General features: G+C 69.6%; 19 protein-coding genes. 15 read left to right on the top strand and 4 right to left on the bottom strand.

What is annotated here, in order from left to right; genetic code table 11:
* Window positions 1-64: 64 nt before the first annotated feature.
* From LQZ85_RS02920 to LQZ85_RS02905, 4 genes are read left to right on the top strand one after another with little or no spacing between them, the layout of a single operon-like run.
* On the top strand, window positions 65-994 hold the full coding sequence (locus tag LQZ85_RS02920) for a WcbI family polysaccharide biosynthesis putative acetyltransferase (RefSeq protein WP_230100425.1): 930 nt from the start codon (window positions 65-67) through the stop codon (window positions 992-994).
* The gene (locus tag LQZ85_RS02915; RefSeq protein WP_230100424.1) at window positions 991-1,962 is read left to right on the top strand and encodes a hypothetical protein; all 972 of its coding nucleotides are present in this window, start codon (window positions 991-993) and stop codon (window positions 1,960-1,962) included. Before LQZ85_RS02920 ends, LQZ85_RS02915 begins: the two co-directional genes overlap by 4 nt.
* Complete coding sequence (locus LQZ85_RS02910; RefSeq protein WP_230100423.1) at window positions 1,956-3,278, top strand: glycosyltransferase family 2 protein; 1,323 nt, start codon at window positions 1,956-1,958, stop codon at window positions 3,276-3,278. Before LQZ85_RS02915 ends, LQZ85_RS02910 begins: the two co-directional genes overlap by 7 nt.
* 16 nt (window positions 3,279-3,294) lie before the next feature.
* Window positions 3,295-3,588 (top strand): hypothetical protein, encoded by a 294-nt coding sequence (locus LQZ85_RS02905; protein WP_053097644.1) that lies wholly within the window; start codon window positions 3,295-3,297, stop codon window positions 3,586-3,588.
* A gap of 10 nt (window positions 3,589-3,598) precedes the next feature.
* On the opposite strand, the gene dinB is transcribed toward LQZ85_RS02905, so the two are convergent.
* The gene (gene dinB / locus LQZ85_RS02900; protein ID WP_230100422.1) at window positions 3,599-4,795 is read right to left on the bottom strand and encodes a DNA polymerase IV; all 1,197 of its coding nucleotides are present in this window, start codon (window positions 4,793-4,795) and stop codon (window positions 3,599-3,601) included.
* 60 nt (window positions 4,796-4,855) lie between these two features.
* Window positions 4,856-5,518, bottom strand: coding sequence for a helix-turn-helix domain-containing protein (locus tag LQZ85_RS02895; RefSeq protein ID WP_315985312.1), 663 nt, complete (start codon window positions 5,516-5,518; stop codon window positions 4,856-4,858).
* A gap of 116 nt (window positions 5,519-5,634) precedes the next feature.
* Here LQZ85_RS02895 and LQZ85_RS02890 point away from each other — a divergent pair, with 116 nt between their 5' ends.
* From LQZ85_RS02890 to LQZ85_RS02875, 4 genes are all read left to right on the top strand, one after another.
* Window positions 5,635-5,895: a DUF6458 family protein gene (locus tag LQZ85_RS02890; protein WP_053097641.1), complete on the top strand. Its 261-nt coding sequence runs from the start codon at window positions 5,635-5,637 to the stop codon at window positions 5,893-5,895.
* A gap of 7 nt (window positions 5,896-5,902) precedes the next feature.
* Window positions 5,903-6,577 (top strand): phosphatase PAP2 family protein, encoded by a 675-nt coding sequence (locus LQZ85_RS02885; RefSeq protein ID WP_187250245.1) that lies wholly within the window; start codon window positions 5,903-5,905, stop codon window positions 6,575-6,577.
* Window positions 6,574-7,386: a DUF1206 domain-containing protein gene (locus LQZ85_RS02880; protein WP_053097639.1), complete on the top strand. Its 813-nt coding sequence runs from the start codon at window positions 6,574-6,576 to the stop codon at window positions 7,384-7,386. The genes LQZ85_RS02885 and LQZ85_RS02880 overlap by 4 nt, the downstream gene beginning before the upstream one ends.
* 95 nt (window positions 7,387-7,481) lie before the next feature.
* A complete protein-coding gene (locus LQZ85_RS02875; RefSeq protein WP_056279548.1) occupies window positions 7,482-7,838 on the top strand; it encodes a hypothetical protein in 357 nt (118 codons plus the stop codon).
* Window positions 7,839-7,904: 66 nt separating this feature from the next.
* Here LQZ85_RS02875 and LQZ85_RS02870 read toward each other — a convergent pair whose 3' ends face one another.
* Window positions 7,905-8,930 carry a zinc-dependent alcohol dehydrogenase family protein gene (locus tag LQZ85_RS02870; protein ID WP_056280243.1) on the bottom strand — a complete coding sequence of 342 codons (1,026 nt, stop codon included), beginning with the start codon at window positions 8,928-8,930 and terminating at the stop codon, window positions 7,905-7,907.
* Window positions 8,931-8,971: 41 nt separating this feature from the next.
* Window positions 8,972-10,216 carry a multidrug effflux MFS transporter gene (locus LQZ85_RS02865; RefSeq protein WP_230100421.1) on the bottom strand — a complete coding sequence of 415 codons (1,245 nt, stop codon included), beginning with the start codon at window positions 10,214-10,216 and terminating at the stop codon, window positions 8,972-8,974.
* Window positions 10,217-10,318: 102 nt separating this feature from the next.
* Here LQZ85_RS02865 and LQZ85_RS02860 point away from each other — a divergent pair, with 102 nt between their 5' ends.
* The 7 genes from LQZ85_RS02860 to LQZ85_RS02830 all read left to right on the top strand — a co-directional run bounded on the left by LQZ85_RS02860 (window position 10,319) and on the right by LQZ85_RS02830 (window position 16,623).
* A complete protein-coding gene (locus LQZ85_RS02860; RefSeq protein WP_230100420.1) occupies window positions 10,319-11,209 on the top strand; it encodes a helix-turn-helix transcriptional regulator in 891 nt (296 codons plus the stop codon).
* A 107-nt stretch (window positions 11,210-11,316) separates the two neighbouring features.
* Window positions 11,317-13,038 carry an MDR family MFS transporter gene (locus tag LQZ85_RS02855; protein ID WP_230100419.1) on the top strand — a complete coding sequence of 574 codons (1,722 nt, stop codon included), beginning with the start codon at window positions 11,317-11,319 and terminating at the stop codon, window positions 13,036-13,038.
* Between the two features lies 1 nt (window position 13,039).
* A complete protein-coding gene (locus LQZ85_RS02850; RefSeq protein ID WP_053097635.1) occupies window positions 13,040-13,495 on the top strand; it encodes a MarR family transcriptional regulator in 456 nt (151 codons plus the stop codon).
* A gap of 124 nt (window positions 13,496-13,619) precedes the next feature.
* A complete protein-coding gene (locus LQZ85_RS02845; RefSeq protein WP_230100418.1) occupies window positions 13,620-14,354 on the top strand; it encodes an ABC transporter permease in 735 nt (244 codons plus the stop codon).
* Complete coding sequence (locus LQZ85_RS02840; protein ID WP_072591759.1) at window positions 14,351-15,121, top strand: ABC transporter permease; 771 nt, start codon at window positions 14,351-14,353, stop codon at window positions 15,119-15,121. The genes LQZ85_RS02845 and LQZ85_RS02840 overlap by 4 nt, the downstream gene beginning before the upstream one ends.
* Window positions 15,118-16,065 (top strand): ABC transporter substrate-binding protein, encoded by a 948-nt coding sequence (locus LQZ85_RS02835; RefSeq protein ID WP_053097631.1) that lies wholly within the window; start codon window positions 15,118-15,120, stop codon window positions 16,063-16,065. Before LQZ85_RS02840 ends, LQZ85_RS02835 begins: the two co-directional genes overlap by 4 nt.
* 84 nt (window positions 16,066-16,149) lie before the next feature.
* Window positions 16,150-16,623 (top strand): MarR family transcriptional regulator, encoded by a 474-nt coding sequence (locus tag LQZ85_RS02830; protein WP_072591758.1) that lies wholly within the window; start codon window positions 16,150-16,152, stop codon window positions 16,621-16,623.
* Window positions 16,624-16,691 lie beyond the last annotated feature (68 nt).

Raw genomic sequence — 16,691 nt, 5'->3', positions numbered from 1 at the left:
CGGGGGTGACCGCACAGCAAAGGGGGCGCACGACTGATGCGATCGAAGGGGGTACGTTCGAATCATGAGCCACGATCCCGAACCGCGCACGGGCGTTGCGCCGACCGGCTCCGTGGTGCTAGCGCGTCAGAAGCACTACTCGGAGTTCTACGGGCTCACCCCGCTTCCCGAACGATTCGGCGTCGTCCTCGGCAACTGCCAGGCCGAGTCGCTGCGCGTGGTGATGGATGCGCCGGAGCACCGATTCGTGCGCGTCCCCGCCGTGCACGAGATGACCGCCGCCGACGCCGCGCGCCTGCACGAGATCGCCGGCCTCGCCGACGTCGTGGTGAGCCAGCCGATCCGTGACGACTATCGCGATCTGCCGCTGGGGACGCAGCAGATCGCTGCGGTGACCGATGCCCGGGTCATGACCGTGCCCCCGGTGCGCTTCGCCGGACTGCATCCGTTTCAATCCGCCTTCCGGGTTCCCGGCGTCGAGGGAGATCCGCCCGTCGTGGCGTACCACGACGTGCGCACTCTCGCCGCCGCCGCGGGCATCCCCGTCGTCGCCGCGCTCGCGTCCGCTGAGGTGCGGGCCGTGGGACAGACGTCGATCGACACGCTGCGCCTGCGCGAGCTGACCGCCGACGTGGCGGTCTCCGACCTCTTCGACTCCGTCACGGCCGATCACATGCGCACGGTCAATCATCCGGGCGATGCGGTGTGGATGCCGTTGGGGGCCCGCATGCTCGAGATGCTCGGCCATACGGGCGGCCCGACCGACCCCGGGCGCCCGCTGCTGAACTCGGTGCGCGCGCCGTTGGAGCCGGAGGTCGTCGACGCGTGGGGGCTGGCGGACGAGCCGCGCGCGCACTGGATCGTCGACGGCGTTGCGGTCGACGACGCCGAGGTGCGTGCCGCTCACCGCGAGTGGTACGCCGCGCACCCGGAGTTCGTCGACGCCGCCGTGACCCGTCTCGCGCCCCTTCTCGACGTCTGGCGAGCACGATGAGCGTCACCCCGCTGCTGCTCGTCCACCCTGGAACGCACGGCGTCGCCATGTACGGACGGCAGATGGCCGATGCGGTCCGCGCCGCCGATCCGACGATCCGCACCGTGGAACCGCACGACCTGGAGGACGACGACCGCGCCCCGTTGCACGTGCACTTCACCGACCGACTCTGGGGTCGCTCTCCCGAGGAGGCGGCGCAGACGTTCGGAGACCTCGCCGCCGGGCGCGCGATCAGCGTCACCCTGCACGACGTGCCGCAGGCGTCGGACGGCGAGCGCAACCTGCCCCGGCGGCGGGCCGCGTACGCGGCAGTTGCGGCGGCGGCGCGTGGAGTGGCGGTGAACAGCGACCATGAGCGTGCGCTGCTGCGCGAAGAGCGGGTGTGGACGGGCCCGGCGGTGAGCATCCCGCTGCCCGTCGAGCTGCGGCCCGAGGTGCCGCGGACGCCGGCTGACGAGTCGATCGGAGTGCTCGGCTACTTCTACCCGGGCAAAGGACACGACGAGGCGGCCCGCGCAGCCGCGTCCGCGGGCATCACGAGGATGACGGTTCTCGGCCGGGCGTCCGACGGCCACGCCGCGGAGCTCGAGGAGTTCGTCCGTCGCGCGGGCGCCCTCGGTGTCGAGGTCGACGTGACGGGCTGGCTCGACGACGAGGAGATCGCCCGGCGGGGACGCGCGGTGTCGGTGCCGGTGATCGCCCACCGCCATGTGTCGGCGTCGGGGTCCCTCGCATCGTGGATCGGCTGGGGGCGCCGTCCCGTCGCCGTGCGCAATCGCTACATGGACGAGATGGCGGCGCTGCGTCCGGGAACCGTGCAGACCGTCGACGGATCAGAGCTCGCCACCGCGGTGCGGGCGGCGTTCGAACGACCCGAGACGACCTGGCACGGACTCATTCGGCTGCCGATGTCGTGGCCGGACGCGGCGGAGGCCTACGTGCGCTGGTGGGGCGGGCTGGCGTGGTGACACGGCGCCCGTGGGTCGTCGGCAACAGGTGGGACTCGCTCGACGGGGTCCAGCCGCAGACGCTGCCGAAAGTGTCGGTGATCGTCGCCCACTACGAGCAGCCCGGGGAGCTCGCCCGCACGCTGTCGGCGCTGTCGACGCAGGACTATCCGCGCGAACTCCTCGAGATCGTCGTCGCCGACGACGGCTCCGCCGGGGATGTCCTCGTGCCGCCGGGGGTCACCCTCGTGCGGCAGGACGACCGGGGCTTCCGCCTCGCCGCTGCACGCAATCTCGGCGCACGAGCGAGCACCGGGGACGTGCTCTGCTTCCTGGATGCCGACACCGCCCCGGAACCCGGGTACGTGCGGGCGCTCACCCGTCTTCCGGCGCTGCTTCCCGAGGCGGTCACGGTCGGACGGCGTCGCCACGCCGACTTCTCGGGCATCGATGCGGAGACTCCCGTGACCGGGGCGGTGATCGGCCGGGAGCTCCCGGAGCCGGCCTGGCTCGCCGAGGAGTACGCACGCAGCCGTGACCTGCTCGACGCCGACGACCGCTCGTACCGGTTCGTCATCGGCGCGGTGATCGCCTGCTCGCGTCGCCTGTTCGAGGAGACCGGCGGCTTCGACGAGTCGTTTTCGACCTACGGCGGGGAGGACTGGGAGTGGGCGCATCGGATGTGGCAGGCCGGCGCCGTGCTGGCGCACGTGCCGACGGCCGTGGCCTGGCACGACGGGCCCGAGTGGGCCGAGCGCACGGATTCCGGGCTCGAGCGCGCGAACGCCCAGACCATGACACTCGTCTCGTCGATCCCGGTCGACGGCTCGGCTCCGCGGGGACTGCTGTCGGCGGTCCCGGATCTCGTCGTCCGGCTGCGCGGCACGCACACCCGGGAGGCGCTGTTCATCGCGGTGGACTCGATCCTCACCGCGTTCCCGCGGTCGCGCGTGATGCTCGATGCGACGTCCGGACTCGACATCGACGACCCGCGCATCGTGATCGACGGCGACGGCGACGGCGACGGCGACGAGCCTGAGGCCAGGGTGCTCTGGGAGCTCGACCGCCCGGTCGTGGTCCTCGAGTCGGCAGGGATCGCCGAGCTCGTCGCGGGCCTCGGTGCGGGTGACGTCGGCACCGTCGATCTCGTCGACTCCGCCGGCTCGTCCGCCGGTGTGCTGCACTCGCGACGAGCGCTGCGGCGAGCCGCGCGATGGGGCACGGCAGAGGGATTCGAGACCCTGACCGTCCGCGCGGAAGGCGTGCATCTGCTGCGCTCGAACCCGCACGTGGAGGCATGGGTCGGAGGGTGGGGCGGTCCCGATCGGTTCCGCTGAGCGTACAGTTCTCATCATGGGGAAATTGGAGTACAACAGCTCGCGGCCCGCGATCGAGATCGAGGACGCCACTCTGGCGCACGTGAAGATCGTGATCGGCACGAAGCTGCGCCGCAATGAGAGCTTCATGATGACCTGGCTCTCGAAGCCCGAGGCATCGTCCGGCCGCATGACCATCTGGGTGCACCCCAGTATCCCGTTGGTGCTCGAGTTCGATGACCCGACGATGCCCGCGATCGACCCCAAACGGGTCGCCCACATGATGGATCAGCTGAACTCGCGCGGCGAACTGGTGCTCGACCAGCTCTGACGTCGAGCGCTCACTCGTGCTCGGGGAGGATCGGACTCGACCACCCCGGGTCGCGCCCCAGCTGAGCGGCGCGCGAGACGGATGCCGCGCCGAAGCGACCGCGCAGGGTGTCGAGCACCGTGTCGAGTCGTTCGTCGTCGCCCCAGTCGATCGGCAGTTCGGGTGGCGCGTTCTCGGCGCGGTCGAGCTGCGACAGCGAGATCCCGATGAGGGTGATGCCCCGCGCCTCGATCTCGGGCCAGGCCGCGGCGAGCAGCGTCCGCGCGACGTCGAGCAGGATCGCGGTGCGATCGGTCGGCACTCGGAGAGAGCGTGATCGGGTCGCCTTGGCGAAGTCCCCGTAACGAAGGCGCAGCACGACCGTGCGGCAGACGCGCTCGCCGTCGCGGAGCCGGCGGGCGAGCCGGTCGATGATCTGCGTGAGGAAGAGGTCGAGCTCGTCCGCTGTGCGGGCGCGCGAGCCGAGGGCGCGCTGCGAGCCGATCGAGCCGCGGCGCCGGGTCGTGTCGACCGGGCGCGGGTCGCGCAGGCGGGCGAGGGCGTGCAGGTGCGAGCCCGCAGCCTTGCCCAGCACCCGCTCGGCCGTCGCCGCCTCGAGCTCCGCCAGCTGACCGACCGTGTGCACCCCGTAGCGGTGCAGCTTCTCGGCCGTCACCGCCCCGACGCCCCACAGGCGCTCGACCGGCAGCGGCAGCAGGAACTGCTCCTCCCGGTCGGGTTCGACCACGAGCAGCCCATCGGGTTTGCTGACCGCGCTGGCGACCTTGGCGAGGAACTTGGTGCGCGCCACGCCCACCGAGATGGCCAGGCCGACCTCGGTGCGCACCCGATTCCGCAGCCGCACTGCGACCTCTTCGGGGGTGCCGACGATGCGCCTCAGCCCGCCGACCTCGAGAAAGGCCTCGTCGATCGAGAGGCCCTCCACGAGCGGGGTCGTGTCGCGGAAGATCGCGAACACGTCCTTGCTCGCCGCCGAGTACGCCTCCATGCGCGGCGGGACGACGACGGCATCCGGGCAGAGCTCGAGCGCCTGGCGGCCGCCCATCGCAGTGCGCACCCCTCGGGCCTTGGCCTCGTAACTCGCCGCCAGCACCACGCCTCCGCCGACGATGACGGGCCGGCCGCGCAGAGCGGGCGCATCGCGCTGCTCGACCGAGGCGTAGAACGCGTCGAGATCGGCGTGCAGCACGGTGGCTTCGCCCCGCATCGTGTTCTCCCGTCGACGTGCAGATCGTCGCACGGGCCGGGGACATCCGGGCCGGGGCTGTCAGGCCGCGATCAGCCGCGACGACAGTGCGCGGATCCTCTGGCAGAGCGTGTCGAAGGCGCTCTCGAAGGCGGCGGCCGTGCCGACCCTGGCAGGATCCCGCACGGACCAGTGCAGGTCGTCGCCCGTGAGCATCCGCTCGTGCGCGTCGTCGCACACCGTGATCACCAGGTCGTCGTCGGTGCGCACCTCGTCGACGTGGCGGGGTGGCCGCGCCGGGTCGATGATCAGCCCGTGGCGTTCGGCTGTCGCCAGCGCCTCGGGGTTCACCGCGGAGGCGGGCTGGGTGCCGGCGGAGGCCACGTCGATCGCGCTCATGTCGCGCCAGATGACCTCGGCGAGCTGCGATCGTGCCGAGTTCGCGGTGCACACGAACAGCACCCGGCGCGGGGGAGCGACGCTCGGCGGTGCGAGCGTGTCGAACACCTCGGGGCGGAGCCCGATGTAGCTGCGCCGCCTGTCGAACTCCGAGCGCGTGCGCGTGATGATGCGCGCGGACTCGAGGACGCCGAGATGGTGGGCGATCAGATTCGATCTCAGGTCGAGCGTCGTGCCGATCTCCGACGACGAGAGGTCGCCGAGGGTGAGCAGGTCGACGATGCGCAGGCGCGTCTGATCAGCGAGTGCGGCGAAGATCGCCACGCGGCGTTCGAGATCAGTCATCGTTCCCATCCATATCACGGGATGATGGACGTGTCCACGGGTATTGACTCAATCGGTGTTGACCATATTCTGGTCGTCGCGAGACCGCGGACGCGGTCTCGGAGAGGAATGGACATATGGGCATCGGCAGCGGCATCGCGCTCTTCGTCATCGGAGCGATCCTGGTCTTCGCACTCAACATCGACACCGGCGGCTACGTCGATCTCGATCTGATCGGCTACATCCTCATGGGCGCAGGAGTCGTCGTCTTCCTGATCAGCCTCATCCTCACGATGCGCAGCCGTCGCACCGAGACCGTCGACCGCACCGCCGTCGACCCGGCGACCGGCGACCGCGTGACCCGTCGCAGCATGCGCGACAACGAGCCCCTCGCCTGATGTCGGCGTGACCGAGGTGCAGCGCGGCACCGGCGCGATCGTCGTCGGTGTCGCAGCGACCCTCGCCTTCGTCGTGCTGCGGGCGGTGGTCGCCCTCGGCGGTCACGAGCCGCTCGCGATCGACGTCTGGTGGCACGACCTCATGGTCGCGCTGACCAGCGACATCTGGGTCGTCGTCGCCTGGGTCCCGGCAGTGGTCGGCGGCACCATCGGCATGATCGTCGTCGGAGCGCTGCTGATCGCTGCGCTCATCTGGCGCGGTCGGCGGTGGGATGCCGCGACGCTGGCGATCGCGATGGTCGCCGTCGTGGCGATCGGCGCGACCATGGCGGCAGTGATCGGGCGCACGCGACCGGCGGACTCGCTCGCCGAGAGCGTCGCGACGTCCTTTCCATCCGGGCACACGGCTGTCGCCACGACCGTCGTGGTCGTCCTCGCACTGGTGCTCCGTCGTCGATGGGTCTGGGTCGTGGGCGTCGTGTGGGTGCTCCTCATGATGTGGAGCCGCACCTACCTGCATGCCCACTGGCTGAGCGACGTCGTCGCGGGAATGCTCGAGGGCGTCGCCGTCGCGACATTCGTCTGGGCGTGCATGGAGGCGATCCGTGCGCGGCGCCTCGCGTCTGCGACACCCACTCCCGACACCTCCGAAGAACCGATCGAAAGCACCGTGAATCCATGAACACTCGCGACTCGGCCGCCTCCACCGCGAGAGCCGCCCAGGACTCGACCGCCTTCCGCGTCCTCGCGCGCGTCGGCTACGTCGTGCTCGGCATCCTGCACATCCTCATCGGGGGCATCGCGATCTCGATCGCGACCGGCGGCGGCGGCGAGAACGCCGATCAGGGCGGTGCCATGCAGCAGATCCAGGAGTCTCCCGCCGGCGTGTTCCTGCTGTGGCTGATCGTGCTCGGCCTGCTCGCTCTCGCGATCTGGCAGATCGCCGAGGCGGTCGTCGAGCGCGATCCCGACGCGAAGAAGAAGTGGGCGCACCGGGCGAAGTTCCTCGGCACGGCTGTCGCCTATCTCGCGATCGGCGCGACGGCTCTGGTCTATGCGCTCGGGGGCCAGTCGCAGTCGTCCGAATCCTCCCAGTCGTTCAGCGCGAAGCTGCTCGCGGTGCCGGCCGGCGTCGTGCTCCTCGTGCTCGTCGGGCTCGGAGTGGCGGCCGTCGGCGTCGCCTTCGTCGTCCGGGGCATCACTCGCGCGTTCATGGAGCATCTGTCCGTGCCGTCCGGAAAAGCGCGATCCGGCATCGCCGCCTTCGGAACGGCCGGCTATGTCGCCAAGGGCATCGCGGTCGGGGTCGCGGGTGTGCTGTTCGTCATCGCGGCGCTCACGCATGACCCCGAGACCGCCGGCGGCCTGGACTCGGCGCTGCGCGCTCTGGCCGGACTCCCGTTCGGCGCCGTCATCCTGTGGGTGGTCGGTGCCGGCCTCGCTCTGTACGGCCTGTTCTGCTTCGCCCGCGCCCGCTACGCCCGGATGTGAGCTGATCCCGCCGGTCGGGCTTCGCCCGCATATCGAACCGTGCGCCGCCGCGCAACCCTGCACCGCGGATCGGCCGAGTCGGCCAGGATGGATCCATGAAGATCGTCTCGTACGCAGGCCAGCAGCTGGTGACCACGGATGACGTGGCGGACTCTCTCGTGACTCTCGCCGCAGCCGTCGCCAAAGAGGGGGAGGCCGACGCCGTCGAGATCCCCATCCTCGTCGGCGGGCGCGAGGACTGCGCCGACCTCGTGATCGGCGTGGGCAACGACCTGCTGGTCGGGCCGCACGAGTTCGATGACGACGAGCCCGACTTCAGCGAGCACGCGGCGAAGCTGCAGGCGCACCGCCTCTATCCCGATTCTCCGGACTCGGGAGAGCACGGCGGCCACAGCGACTGGTACGTCGATGTGGACCTCGACCTCGACGGGTCGGCCGCGACGGCACGCTGACCGCGAGTTTCCTTCGCCGACGGCGGAGGGCACGAGAAAGGCGCCCGCCGCCGTCGGGGGTTCCGATCAGTCGGTGGTGAGCAGCACCTTGGTGGCGCGGCGCTCGTCCATGGCCCTGTAGCCCTCGGCTGCCTGCTCGATCGGCAGCGTCAGATCGAAGACGGCCCCCGGATCGATCTGATCGGTCATGATGAGGTCGATCAGCTGGGGCAGGAAGCGGCGCACCGGCGCCGGCCCGCCCAGAAGGCTGACGGTCGAGAAGAACAGGTCCAGGCCGTCGAGCTCGACGCCGTGGCTCACGCCGACGTACCCCACGTGTCCACCCGGACGCGTGGCGTGGATCGCCTGCATCATCGACTCCTGGGTGCCGACCGCCTCGACGGTGGAGTGGGCGCCGTACCCTCCGGTGAGCTCTTTGATCTTCGCGACGCCTGCGTCGCCGCGCTCCTCGACGATGTCGGTGGCCCCGAACTTCGTCGCCAGAGCCTGACGGTCGGCGTGGCGGGACATCGCGATGACCCGCTCGGCTCCGAGCTGCCTGGCCGCGAGGATCGCGAGCAGGCCGACGGCTCCGTCGCCGACCACGGCGACGGTCTTGCCCGGCCCCGCCTCGGCGGCCACGGCGGCGAACCATCCGGTGCCCAGGACGTCGGATGCCGCGAGCAGGCTGCGCGTCTGCGCGGGGGTCGGATCGCCCTCGACGGCGACGAGAGTGCCGTCGGCGAGAGGGATGCGGGCGTAGTCGGACTGGGTGCCGACGCCGCCCATCATGACCTGGTGGATGCAGCGCGACTGGAATCCCGCCTGGCAGATCTCGCACGTGTTGTCGGACGCGACGAACGATCCCACGACGAAGTCGCCGACCGCGATGTCACGGACCTCGTCGCCGACCTCCTCGACGACGCCGATGTACTCGTGACCCATCGGTGTGGGGTGGTCCACCGGCTCGATGCCGCGGTAGGGCCAGAGGTCCGAGCCGCAGATGCAGGCGGCGGTGACGCGGATGACCGCATCCGTCGGCTCGACGACGGAAGCGCGGGGGACCTCCTCGACGCGGACGTCTCCGGGGGCGTGCATGACGACGGCGCGCATGGTGCGGGTGCTGACGGTGTCTGTGCTCATGATGTTCTCCTTCAGTGGGTGAGGGCGGCGGATGAGGTCGTGTGCGGCGAGTGCCGTGGCGTGCGCCCGCGTGCGGTGCCGATCAGCACCAGGGTGACGGCCGCGAGCACGGTCGCGGAGACGGTGACCACGCCGAGCGGCAGGATGCTCAAGGCACCGGCGACGCCGACGAGCGGGGCGGCGATGCCCCCGAAGCCGAACCGCACCATCCCGAGAAGCGACGAGGCGGTGCCGGCGATCTGCGGGTATCCGACCAGAGCGAGGGTCGTGGCCGGGGGAGACGAGATGGAGACGCCCGCGGCGAGGGCGAACAGCGACGCGAGCACGACCCACAGCGGCATCGTCGTGAGTCCGGCGGCGAGCAGGCCGAGAGCGCCGGCGGTCGCGACCACGACACCGGCGGCGAGGACGGCGTGCACGTGCCCTCGTTCGGAGAATCGGCCGGCCAGGTGGCCGAAGACCATGAATCCCGCGGAGTTCGCGCCGAACGCGAGGGCGTAGCCGAGGGGCGACAGGCCGTAGATGTCCTGCAGCACGAACGTCGCGCCGGACAGGTAGGCGAAGAGCGCGGCGTACATCAGCCCCTGATTCAGGACGGCGCCGACGAAGACGCGGTCTCGCAGGAGCGTCCGATAGTCGCTCAGGGTGCGGGTCAGACCGCCGGTCGTCCGTGCCTCGATCGGCAGGGTCTCCCCGAACCGCGCGAGCGCGATGATCAGGATGACGGCGCCGATGACGGCGAGGAAGACGAAGAGTCCCCGCCAGTCGATGATCGTGTTGAGGAGGCCCCCGAGCAGCGGGCCGACGATCGCCGCGAAGCCGCCGACGACGGTGAGCCGCGCGTAGAAGCGGATCAGCGTCCCGCCGGAGAAGACGTCACGCCCGGCCGCCTGGGCGATCACGATGCCGACGCCGCCGGCGAGTCCCTGCACGAATCGGGCGGCGATCAGCAGCTCGACCGTCGGACTGATCGCGCACAGCATCGACGTGACGATGTACGCCACGATGCCGATGAGCAGGACGCCGCGGCGGCCGTATCGATCCGACACCGGCCCGGCGATGAGCTGACCGGCCGCCAGACCGATGAGGCAGGCGGTCACGGTGAGCTGCGCGACCGACGTGGCGGCGCCCAGCGCTGCCGTGAGGGCCGGAAGAGCGGGCAGGTAGAGGTCCATCGAGATCGGCCCGAAGACGGTCAGCAGAAGCAGCAGGGCGGGGAGCACCCGGTCGACGGAGTGGCGGGCTGCGGATGTCATGCTGTCCACTCTGCGCCTGTCGGGTGCTCCGAGGGAGTCCCTGTCGAGGGGTGTACTGCGAGAACCTCCCTGCGAAGCACGGTCGGGGGTAGCGTCCTGAGCATGGACAACAGATCCGAGGTCCGCGAGTTCCTGATGACCCGCCGCGCGCGCGTCGCGCCCGAGTCGGTCGGCATCCCGGCCGGCGGGAACCGACGTGTCGCCGGCCTGCGGCGCAGTGAGGCCGCAGCGCTCGCCGGAGTCAGCGTCGAGTACTACGCGAAGCTCGAGCGCGGCGCGATCGCCGGCGCCTCCGCCGCGGTGCTCGACGCGCTCGCGTCAGCCCTTCGACTCGACGACGCCGAGCGCGCGCATCTGCTCGATCTCGCCCGCGCCGCCGACGGCATCCCGTCGAGCGGCCGCTCGCGTCGCCGGTCGGCGAAGCCCGGGGCTGCACGACCCAGCCTGCAGTGGGCGCTGTCGTCGATCACCGATGCGATCGCGTTCGTCCGCGACCCCCACCAGAACCTGGTCGCCACGAACGATCTCGCCCGAGCCTTCTATTCGCCGGTGATCGGCGACGGCGGCCGCACCCCGAATCTCGCGCGCTTCCAGTTCCTCGACCCGGCAGCGCACGACTTCTATCCCGACTGGGATCTCTTCGCCGAGATGTGCGTCGCGATCATGCGAGCCGAAGCCGGGCGGGATCCGCACGACAAGGGTCTGCAGGATCTCGTCGGCGAGCTGTCGACGCGCAGCGAGACGTTCCGCCGGCTGTGGGCGGCGCACGATGTGCGCATCCACGGCGCGGGCACGAAGCGGTTCCGGCATCCGCTCGTCGGCGAGCTGACCCTGGCGTACGAGGAGCTCGCGATCACCGCCGAGCCGGGCAACGTGCTGCTGATCTACTCGGCCGAGCCGGGCTCGCCCTCGGCCGAGCGTCTCGCGCTGCTCGCGTCGTGGTCTCTGGACCAGCGCGTCGTCGAGCCGACCAAGGACGAGAGCCGCGGCTAGCGTCCCACTCCATCGACAGATGGTTGCCTCCGGTCTACAGTTGCACTTTCGCAACCAATAGGCGTATAGTTGACTCTTATCAACTTTCTACACAGGAGCTCTCCACTGTGACACACATCTCACCCACCTCCTCAGGCGACGCGGTGCGCTCGCCTCGCGAGGTCTTCACCGCGATCTCGGGCCTCGTCGTCGGCATGTTCGTCGCCGTGCTCTCGGGCACCGTGGTGTCGACCTCCATGCCGGTCATCATCGCCGACCTCGGCGGCACCCAGTCGCAGTACACCTGGGTCATCACCGCCAGCCTCCTCGCGACCGCCGTCTCGACCCCCATCTGGGGCAAGCTCGCCGACCTCGTCGATCGCAAGATCCTCGTGCAGCTGTCGCTGATCATCTTCACGGTCGGCACCGTGATCGCCGGCTTCTCGACCGACACCAACATGCTCATCGCGGTCCGCGTGATCCAGGGCATCGGCGTCGGCGGACTGATGTCGCTCGTGATGATCGCGGTCGCCCTCATCATCTCGCCGCGCGAGCGCGGCAAGTACATGGGCGTGGTCGGCGGAATCATGGCCCTCGGCACCATCGGCGGCCCGCTGCTCGGCGGACTCCTCACCGACGTCTGGGGCTGGCGCTCCAACTTCTTCGTCGGCGTGCCCTTCGCCATCCTCGCCCTCGTGCTGCTGCAGTTCACCCTGCACCTGCCCAAGCCCCAGCGCGACCGCAAGGTGTCGATCGACTACTTCGGCATCGTGCTGCTCGCAGTCGGCGTCTCGACCCTGCTCATCTGGGTCTCGATGGGCGGCAGCCAGTTCGACTGGGACTCCTCGACCAGCATCATGCTCGCCGTCACCGCGGGTGTCGCGATCGCCGCGTTCATCACCGTCGAGTTCTTCGTCAAGGAACCGATCGTGCCGATGTCGCTGTTCCGCAACCGGACCTTCACGCTGTCGGTCATCGCGTCGATCGCCATCGGCGTCTCGATGTTCGCGACCTCGGTGTTCCTCGCCCAGTACTTCCAGCTCGCCCGCGGTGCCACACCGACCGAGTCCGGCCTCATGACGATCCCGATGATCGTCGGACAGATGGGTGCGTCGATCATCATCGGCCAGCTCGTCAGCCGCTTCGGCAAGTGGAAGGGATGGATGCTCACAGGCTCCGTGCTGACCACGATCGGCGTCAGCCTGATGGCGACCCTGCGCTACGACACCCCGTTCCCGCTGGTCGCGACCTACATGTTCGTGCTCGGCGCAGGTCTCGGCATGGTCATGCAGAACCTCACGCTCATCGTGCAGAACGACACCGCGCCGCAGCAGCTGGGCGCCGCCTCGTCGAACGTCAACTTCTTCCGCACGATCGCCGGCACCATCGGCGTGACGGTCATGGGCGCCTCGCTCTCGACCAGCGTCGGCAACTACATCTCCGACGCGCTCGAGGGATTCACTCCCACGACGCCCGATGAGATCGACGCGCTGAAGCACCTCGCCTCTGGCGATGTGCCCAAGGTCTCTCAGCTGCCCGACACGATCCGCGCGATCGTCGAGGGAGCATACGGCCACGGCATCGCGGATGCGTTCATCATCGCCATTCCGCTCGCAGTGATCGCCATCATCGCGATCGCGTTCATCAGGAACAAGCCGCTGTCGACGAAGAACGCCGCCGAGCAGCTGCGCGAGCAGGCCGAGGAGTCCGTTCTCGAGGTCTCCGAGGCCGAGGTCGGCGCCACCATGTCGACCGGAGCCATCCGCATCTCGGGCACCGAGTCCGCCTCACCCTCGACCGGCTCGGTGACGACCGTGCTCGAGCGCGACGAGCGGGAGTCGGGGCGCTGACATGGTCACCTCCGAAGCGGCGGCGCCCGCCGACGTCGACACCGCCCTCGGCGACCTCCAGACGCATCTGAACCTCATCTTCGCGAGGACTCGGACGCTCTGGAGGGAGTCGGCGGCGCGCATCGACCCCGAGCTGCAGGTGGGCGGCTACAAGCTGCTGACCTTCATCGATCGGGCGGGCTCCGCCAGCGCTCACGAGCTCGCCGAGCGCTTCGAGATGGACAAGTCCGTCATCAGTCGCCAGGTGCGGATGCTGGAGGAGCTGGGCCTGATCGAGTCGAGGCCGGACGAGCGTGACGGCCGGCTGCGGGTCCTGACGGCGACGCCGTCGGCCTGCTCCGCCCTCACCGAGCTGCGCAGCGACCACGCCTCGCGCCTGCGCACGGTCGTGGCCGAGCTCACGCAGGACGAGATCCACGCGGCATCCAAGGTGTTCCGTCTGCTCTCAGAGGTCTGACCGAGAGCCCGGGCCGATCACGCGACGTGTCGGCCCGGGTTGTCGAGAGCGATATTCTGTGGTTCAGTCGAATGTCTTGACTTCGCGATTCGGCGTCCCAAGACCGTAAAGAACGGTACTTCGGATGAACTGGATCGCCTCCAACCTCGGATTGATCGTCGATCTGACGATCAATCACGTGCGTCTGGCGATCATTCCGATCATCCTCGGCTTCCTGATCGCGGTGCCGCTGGGCTGGGTGGCCAGCCGCAATCGCGTCGCCCGGACGTTCATCATCACGACGGGCAGCCTGCTCTACACGATCCCGTCCCTGCCGCTCTTCGTCATCCTGCCGGTCATCCTCGGCACCCGGATCCTCGATGACACGAACCTGGTCGTGGCGCTGACGATCTACGCGGTCGCGATCATGCTGCGCTCGGCGACCGACGCCTTCGGATCGGTCGATCGGTCGATCATCGAGTCGGCGAAGGCCATCGGCTTCTCGCGCAGCGGCCGGTTCTGGCGCGTCGAGTTCCCTCTCGCCGGGCCCGTGCTGATCGCCGGCCTCCGCGTGGTCTCCGTGTCGACCATCGCCCTCGTCTCGGTGGGCGTGATCATCGGCTCGGAGAATCTCGGCTACCTCTTCCAGAACGGCAAGCAGCGCGGCATCCTCGAGGAGGTCGTCGTCGGGATCGTCATGAGCCTGCTCATCGCTCTCGTCTTCGACCTGATCCTCGTGGCGATCGGGCGGGTCCTCATGCCCTGGAGCCGCGCCGCCGGCGTGCGCGGCACGAGCGGCGCACCGACCGACCCCGACCCCGCGACCGACAGTGTCAGCACCCGTCGGGTGCTCGCGCCCCCGGGGGCCGGTGTCCGATGAACTTCTTCCTCGACGCCATCGCCTGGATCCTCGACCCCGCCAACTGGGTGCCGGGCTCGCAGAGCCCGCTGCCCATCGGCGACCGACTCGTCGAGCACCTCATCTACTCGGGCGTCTCGCTCGTCATCGCGATGCTGATCGCTCTGCCGCTCGGCTTCTACATCGGGCACACCGGGCACGGTCGCCAGTTCGTGATCGGCTTCACCGGTGCGATGCGCGCTCTCCCGACGCTCGGGCTCCTGTTCTTCCTCACGATGGTGCTGCGCTCCGGTCTCAGCACCACTCCGGCCGTCCTCGTCGGCTCCGTCGTCGCTTTCGTGCTGCTGGCGATCCCGTCGCTGCTCGCCGGTGCCTACGCCGGGCTCGAGAGCGTCAGCCGCGAGTCGATCGATGCGGCGCGCGCGATCGGGATGACCGAGATGCAGATCCTCCGCAAGGTCGAGATCCCACTCGGGCTGCCGGTGATCATCGGCGGGATCCGCTCGGCCACGCTGCAGGTCATCGCGACCGTGACGATCGCGTCGTACGTCGGACTCGGCGGCCTCGGGCGGATCATCTCGTCGGGCATCGGCCTCAACGACTACACCGTGATCCTCGGCGGGGCGCTCCTGGTGACCGTTCTCGCGCTGAGCGTCGACGGCGTCTTCGCGCTCCTCCAGCGCCTCACCCGTACTCGGGGGCAGACGAGCCGTCCCCTCCGCAGTGTGCAGCGAAACAGGTCGGAGGCCGCTGTGGCGCCGATCGTCGACGAAAGGACCCCCGCATGACCTCTCGAGCCCGTAAGACCTGGCTGACGGCCTGCCTGCTCGCCGTCAGCACCACCGTCGCGCTCGCCGGCTGCGCGACCGCCGACCCGACGTCCTCGGGCGGTGACGCCGCCGAGGGCGACGCGATCGTCGTCGGCTCCTTCGCCTTCCCCGAGAGCGAGATCCTCGGCGAGATCTACGCGCAGGCGCTCGAGGCCGAGGGCTTCGACGTCTCGACCAAGTTCAACATCGGTCCGCGCCAGCAGACGATCCCCGCGCTGCAGGACGGGTCCATCAACCTCATCCCGGAGTACAACGGCAACCTGCTGGCGTACTACGACACGGCGTACGAGGAGCGGACGACCGAGGACGTCGATGCGGCGCTGCCGGATGCGGTGGGCGCGGACGACCTGCAGGTGCTCGACTCGGCCGAGGCCGAGGACAAGGACGCCTACGTGGTGACGAAGAAGACCGCCGAGGACAACGACCTGACGGCCATCGGCGACCTGAAGGCTCTCGAGCCGTTCTCCCTGGCGTCGAACCCGCAGTTCGGCGAACTCGGCTACGGGATCCCGGGGCTGCGCGACGTCTACGGCGTGGGCGTCGAAGCGGGACAGGTCACGTTCGTCCCGTACGAGGACTTCGGCGGTCCCGACACGGTGCAGGCGCTCGTCGACGGCACGGTGCAGGTTGCCGACATCTACACGACGTCGCCGGCGATCAAGTCGGAGGACCTCGTCGTCCTCGAGGACCCGGAGAACATGATCTCGGCGCAGAACGTCATCCCGCTGCTCTCGAAGGACATCTACACCGACAAGCTCGCCGAGGTGCTCAATGCGATCTCCGCGAAGCTCACCACCGACGACCTCATCGATCTGCGCGAACGGGTCGAGGGCGACGAGAAGGCGTCGGCCGCGACCGCGGCGGAAGAATGGCTCACCACCGCAGGTCTGCTCGACAAGTGATCGTGCGAACGGATCGCGAGTCGGTGATCTGATCGAAGCCCCGCCGGCACAGCGCCGGCGGGGCTTCATCGTAAGCTGGCGAGCATGAGTGCCTCGTCCGACGAAGTCGCCCCGATAGACGGCGCCGCAACCCCTGACCTCGATCAGGCGATCTCGAGGGTCGAGCACGAGCTGGGCAGGCTCTTCGCCCGCATCCGGGTGAGCTGGCGCGAAGCCGCGACCACCGTGCATCCCGACCTGCAACCTCTCGGATACCAGGTGCTCACGTCGATCGCCACCGGCAAGGCGACCTCGGCCGGCGCCATCATCGAGCGCCTGCAGACCGACAAGTCGGCCGTCAGCCGGCACGTGCGCCAACTCGAGCAGCTCGGTCTCGTCGAGAGCGTCCCCGACCCGGACGATCGCCGCGCGCGGGTGCTCGTCGCCACGGAGCTGGCGCAGGAGCGGGTGGCCCTCGCCCGCGCTCGGTACGAAGAGCGCCTCGGCGAGAGGCTGCGCCGCTGGACGGCCGAGGATCTCGACCACTTCGCGGAGCTGCTCGCCGCCTTCGGCGACTGAGCCGAAGGCGGCGGACCATTCGCCACGGGGGCTGGACGCAGACGCGAGCCCGGACGAGACTGATCTCA

It is taken from the genome of Microbacterium sp. Bi98 (genome assembly GCF_918698045.1).
GTDB lineage: Bacteria > Actinomycetota > Actinomycetes > Actinomycetales > Microbacteriaceae > Microbacterium.
This window is presented reverse-complemented; position numbering and strand designations above follow the sequence as displayed.